Annotated in this window: 5 protein-coding genes; 4 read left to right on the forward strand and 1 reads right to left on the reverse strand. The window is 41.4% G+C overall.

Annotation, left to right across the window (positions count from 1 at the left end; all coding sequences use genetic code 11):
- Positions 1-339 precede the first annotated feature (339 nt).
- Positions 340-957 carry a DedA family protein gene (locus tag IM322_RS20725; RefSeq protein ID WP_046661564.1) on the reverse strand — a complete coding sequence of 206 codons (618 nt, stop codon included), beginning with the start codon at positions 955-957 and terminating at the stop codon, positions 340-342.
- A 69-nt stretch (positions 958-1,026) separates the two neighbouring features.
- On the opposite strand from IM322_RS20725, the gene IM322_RS20730 reads away from it, so the two are divergent.
- From IM322_RS20730 to IM322_RS20745, 4 genes are all read left to right on the forward strand, one after another.
- Positions 1,027-1,566, forward strand: a complete 540-nt coding sequence (locus tag IM322_RS20730; protein WP_287673242.1) for a pentapeptide repeat-containing protein — start codon at positions 1,027-1,029, stop codon at positions 1,564-1,566.
- A gap of 669 nt (positions 1,567-2,235) precedes the next feature.
- The gene (locus tag IM322_RS20735) at positions 2,236-3,852 is read left to right on the forward strand and encodes an ABC transporter substrate-binding protein (RefSeq protein WP_287673243.1); all 1,617 of its coding nucleotides are present in this window, start codon (positions 2,236-2,238) and stop codon (positions 3,850-3,852) included.
- 214 nt (positions 3,853-4,066) lie between these two features.
- Entirely contained in the window at positions 4,067-4,849 is a 783-nt protein-coding gene (locus IM322_RS20740) for an endonuclease/exonuclease/phosphatase family protein (RefSeq protein ID WP_287673244.1), read from the forward strand.
- 364 nt (positions 4,850-5,213) lie between these two features.
- A complete protein-coding gene (locus IM322_RS20745) occupies positions 5,214-5,450 on the forward strand; it encodes a CsbD family protein (RefSeq protein ID WP_052278120.1) in 237 nt (78 codons plus the stop codon).
- The last annotated feature ends 293 nt before the right edge of the window (positions 5,451-5,743 follow it).

Below are 5,743 nucleotides of genomic sequence, written 5' to 3' on the forward strand. Positions count from 1 at the left end.
ATCCCCGCTTGGGATTTACTTCGACCAAGCCCAAAATCGCTGAAACCCAGATATATCAAGGAAAATCATAAATCGAGGTTAACCCTTTGTCCCGTAATGGTTTGAGCCTTTTTTGCTGACCGAAAACGCCTAAGTCCCATTCAGTACAGCTTAGTCACTAGACCTCTTGTAAAAAAATCAAAAATTGTTGTTAGGCTTAGGAGTCAGTAGCCAGTAGTCAGGAGAATTAAGGATGAATAATAATTAACTAAATGGTCTATTTACAGATTTTATACAATTTAATCCTTAATTTTGCCGTTTATAACTGATAACTGATCACTGATAACTGAAATGACGGGCTTAAACCGCCGTTTTCCGTGACTCAAGGATGGGGTGGATAATTGTCCAGGCCAGGACGATAATTAAAGCCAAGATACCAAAACGAGCCATAGAACTGACTAACTGGTGCAAGGGGAACAAACGGCCTAAAAAGAAGGATAATGTCACCATAATCGTCGCCCACACCGTTGCTCCACCGAGATTACAGAGGAAAAAGCGACCGTAGGGCATTCGGGCAATTCCCGCCATTGGACCTGCAAAGATTCTTAACAGGGCCACGAAACGACCGAAAAAGACCGCCCGGGGTGCATTTTTACTAAATTGATCCTTGGCTAATTCTAGTTTTTGAGGTGGAATCCGAAAGAATTTGCCAACTTTTAACAAAAACGGCCAACCCCCGGCGCGACCGAGCCAATAGCCAAAATTATCGCCTAAAACTGCTCCTGTAATTGCGCTGACTAAAACTAACCAATAGTTCAAATCACCGCTACCGGCAAGGAAGCCGCCCACAATGGTGATGGTTTCTCCCGGGATGGGAATCCCCATATTTTCGAGGGTGATGCCGATAAATACTGCCCAGTATCCGTATTGGTGGGCGATTTCTTCAATATTTTCTAGGGATAATAGCTCTAGGGACATGGAGCGCTTTCTTAACAAAGGTTTACGAATATTCTAAGATATTTTTACAGTATTTAACCGTGGCTGAACATGACTTTTCCCAGTATTGATTTATTAGCAATTCGTCAGGGTCAGATAAAAGATTTAGCGGGCATGAACTTGTCAGGGGCTGATTTAGCGGGTGCAGACCTAGCAGGGGCGAATTTACGGGCAAATTTACGCGGTGCTGACCTGACAGGGGCAAATTTAAGGGGAGCAGATTTTCGTAATGCCGATTTACGCGGGGCAATTCTCCTCGATGCGATCGTGACTGGGGCAAGTTTGGCCGGCGCTTTTTTAGCCGGAGCGGTTTTTAATCATCTAGATTTGTCCGGGGCGGATTTTCGCGGTGTCGATGGCCGGGGAGTGAGTTTTGTCGGGGCGATTTTAACCCAAGCGGATTTTACTAGCGCTAATCTTTCTGGGGCAGATCTGTCGGCAACTGATTTAGAGGAAGCAATTTTTTTCGGGGCGGTTTTACGGGGAACAAATTTTACTAATGCCAATCTTCTTTGTGCTAGTTTAGCCTCGGCAGTAACCACGGGGGCAATTTTCGATCGAGCTTGTTTAGAAGGGACAGGATTAACCTAAATGGCTGATAGATAAGACCTCTTGTAAAAATCAAAAATTGTTGTTAGGGTTAGGAGTCAGTAGCCAGTAGTCAGTAGTCAGGAGAATTAAGAATGAATAATAATCAGTTAAATGGTCTATTTATAGACTTTATGCCATTTAATCCTTATTTTTGCCGTTTTTGAACTCTGAAAAATTAGGCTCTCCTCGACTTTGTGTGATAATTTTTGCTTATGGAATCCTGAAGTGCTTATTGGACAAGACTTTTAGGACTATTTTGCGGATATTCTATCAGTATAGACCTCGTTTCCACACAGAAACCAGAAGAGCCAAAAATTAATTATGCAAGAGGTTTATAAAAGAAGATGAGTTTCTAATTCGTTGCGGGAACCTGATCTAGGCTTAAAAATCTGACCCATTCCCCTGTTTATCTGCCTCCATAGCTCCAGCTATCCTGAACCATTTAACACCTTTTCGTCCCTGGCTCTTCTTCTTGGCCAAATTTATCAAGTTTTTGCCATTCTCGACCAGAAAATTTAATTTAATTTTCCGGGTAATCAGTCCAGTTATTGAAGAATTTTACCCAACCAATTAAGCAATCAACCTAGTTCCTTAAGGGAACCTAGGGAAAAAGATTATCCTCAAAAATGATAGGATTGATTGATACCTAGCTGCCGTTAATCGCCATCGATGAGACCTTTACGCCAACTTTACCGCTATTTAAGTTTATTTTGCCTCTGTCTTCTTCTGACCGTGGGCTGTCAGTCCACTAATTCCAATTTACCACAACGAGATAGCGATCGCCTGATGATCGGGACAACCCTAAAACCACGCTCGATCGATCCTGCCGATAGTTATGAGTTAGCAGGACTTTTTATTATTTATAATCTCGGTGAAACTCTCTACACCTACGCAGAAGGAACCACTAATTTAAAGCCTCTCCTGGCCACGGAATTACCCAAAATTAGCCCCGATGGTTTGACTTATACTATCCCAGTACGTCGAGGAGTTATTTTTCATGATGGCACGGTTTTTAACGCAGAGGCGATGAAGTTTTCCTTAGAAAGATTTATCAAAAATGGTGGTGAACCTTCCTTTCTTCTCCGGGATACAATTGATAGGATCACCGCTACCAAAGAAGACGAAATTACTATTAAATTAACCAGACCTTTTGCCGCCTTTCCCGCTCTTTTAGCTTACCCAGGAGCCTGTGCAGTTTCACCCAAATTTTATCAAATTGGCGAGGGTAAATTTAAACCGGAAGAATTTATCGGCACAGGACATTATCAATTAAAAGCAGTTACTAGCGATTCTTTTAGTTTAGAAGCCTTCGATCGCTATTGGGGAGAACCAGCCAAAAATAAGGGAGTTAATGTGCAAATTTATCTCTCGAATCCTGCCAATTTATTCAACGGTTTTCAAACGGGTGCGGTGGATATTGCCTATCAATCTTTACTCCCTCCTCAAGTGAGAAAATTACGCACAGAAGCGGCGCAGGGAAAATGGCAAGCGCTCGAATCTTCTGGGGCAGCAATTAACTTTATGAGCGTCAATCTCAAAAGTGAACCCACCAATAATATTTTAGTGCGACAAGCCATTGCTTCTCTAGTCGATCGAGATTTACTTAATGAGCGCATTTTACAAGGTCAAGGCATCCCTCTTTTTAGTCTCATTCCTACTACTTTTTCCGAGTCACAACCGGTGTTTAAAGAGCGCTATGGCAACCATAATATAGAGCAAGCAAAACAATTACTAAAAGCCGCTGGTTATAGTCAAGAAAACCCAGCAATTGTAGAAGTTTGGCACTCCTCGGGATCGATCACTTCCAGCAGCGTGGCGGCAGTGATGAAAGCCCTATCAAAACGGGATTTAGATAATAGGATTCAATTTGAACCCAATAGTATCCTAGGAGCGGCATTTTTCCGTAATATTGGCCGGGGACTTTATACCACTGCCCTATCTAATTGGTATCCCGATTTTTTGGATGCAGATAACTATATTTATCCCTTTTTAGATTGTGCTAAAGGTTCCCCAGACACTGGCTGCGAAGAGGGAGGAGCGCAAAGTCAAGGCTCATTTTTTTATAGTCAAGAAATGAATCAATTAATCGCACAATCCCGTCGGGAAAGTAACCCAGCCAAAAGAAAGCAAATTTTTGCCAAAATTCAAGAAATTCTCGCCGATGAAGTTCCCTATATTCCCCTTTGGCAAACCAAGGAATACGCTTTTGCTCGCAATGGCATCACGGGAGTTATCATCAATCCCAGTCAAACTTTTCCCTTTTGGACAATTGCCAAAAAATCCTGATAATTAATTATCAGTTATCAGATGTGAGTTTTCAGTTATCAGATGTGAGTTTTCAGTTATCAGATGTGAGTTTTCAGTTATCAGATGTGAGTTTTCAGTTATCAGATGTGAGTTTTCAGTTATCAGATGTGAGTTTTCAGCTTACTGATTACTGATTACTGTTCACTGAAAAAACTCCCCACTTCCTATTCCCTTCCTCATTCTACATTTTCCTATGAAACTAACAGCAATGTCCTTTAATATTCGCTACGATAAACCCGATCCCGATGAGCGTAATTGGCGAGTAAGAAGGGAAGCAGTAGCGGCTTTAATTGCTCACTATTCTCCCGATATAATTGGTACTCAGGAAGCTCGCGCTAATCAATTATTGGATCTACACCGTTTATTGCCAAAATACCAAAGTTTAGGCAGCGATCGCAGGGGGACAGGATTAGATGAACATTGTGCGATTTTATATCAACCAAGTCGGTTAAAATGTTTGGAAATATACGAATTTTGGCTATCAGAAACTCCCGATATTATTGGCAGTATCACTGAAGCTTGGGGTAATCCTTATCCCCGCATGGTAACGGGGGCTAAATTTGGCACTCTTGAGGGGCAAACTTTGCAGTTTTATAATACCCATCTCGATTACTATAGCGACAAAGCTAAGGACTTAGGGGCTAAGTGCATACAAGAGCATTTTTGTCAACTAGATTTAACAAAAGATTACCTATTTTTAACGGGTGATTTTAATGTTAATTCTCAGCAATTACCCCGTCAGATTTTAACTCAACCTCTCCAGTCAGAAATTAAATTAAAGGACGCTTTAGCAGATTTGGAATTAGCCGAACAAATGAGCTTTAATAATTACACTGATAACCCTTATTTAGCCATCGATACAATTTATTATGATAGCCGTTTGCAGTTAGATTGGGCAAAAGTTGATCGCTCTCGTTGGTTGAATCTTATTCCTTCCGATCATTATCCCGTAATTGCTGCTTTTACCTCGCCCTAAAAATAGATTATTTTTGTATTTAGCAAATATATAGAGGCTGAAAGCTTCAGCAGGCTCTGGTGATTCGATGGTTAAATTTGTTCAGTTTTTTAAACGGCAAAAAAATTAACAATAAGCGCAAGCCTGGCCAGATATACATCTCTCTCAATGGCGAAACCAATAATAATTATAGCGTTTCTGATTCACAAGAGGTACATTGCCGATCCTGAGCAGCTTAATAAGCAAAGGTTTAAGTGTGCCGCACATATGCGAGAACCGCTATATTCCCAAAAACTTAAGATTTATTTAAGTTTTTAAAGGGCAGTAATTACCGCATTTGTGTTATAAGAATAACAATAACAATTTCTTGACCGAGGAAAAATTTATGAGCATCGAAGACAAAATGAAGGCTGCTGCCAAAAATGTCGAGGGGAAAGTACAATCGGCTGCTGGAGAATTAACTGGCGACGAGAAAATGAAAGCAGAAGGAGAATTAAAGCAGGTACAAGCAGCGGCAATGAACGTGGCAGCTGATGTCAAAGATAAGGCAGAAAATTTGTTGGAGGACATGAAAAACGCCGCCCAGGACGCAATCGAAAACATCAAAGACAAAATTAACTGAACGGGATTAAAATCATCGAAAATTTTGGGTGGGAAACCCCGCCGTTCTAGGTTGGCTTTACGTTAGAATTAAAAAGACCGTCTCGAAAACCAAGTGGGCGGACAGCACCTTGAAAACTCGGCTTAGGGGGTTCCGTTCAGAAAAGCTTGTCTGGGTAAAAAGTCGCGCGCAACAAGTACAAGAAGCGTTTAGTCAGAACCGTACCGTGGGACACACGGAATCGGGCTTCTGAAAGGTCGCGAAAGTCTGTGGACTTTGTGTAAGACAGTACATGGTTTTTTAACCGTGGTATG

The sequence above is a fragment of the Microcystis sp. M109S1 genome (assembly GCF_020247025.1).
GTDB lineage: Bacteria > Cyanobacteriota > Cyanobacteriia > Cyanobacteriales > Microcystaceae > Microcystis.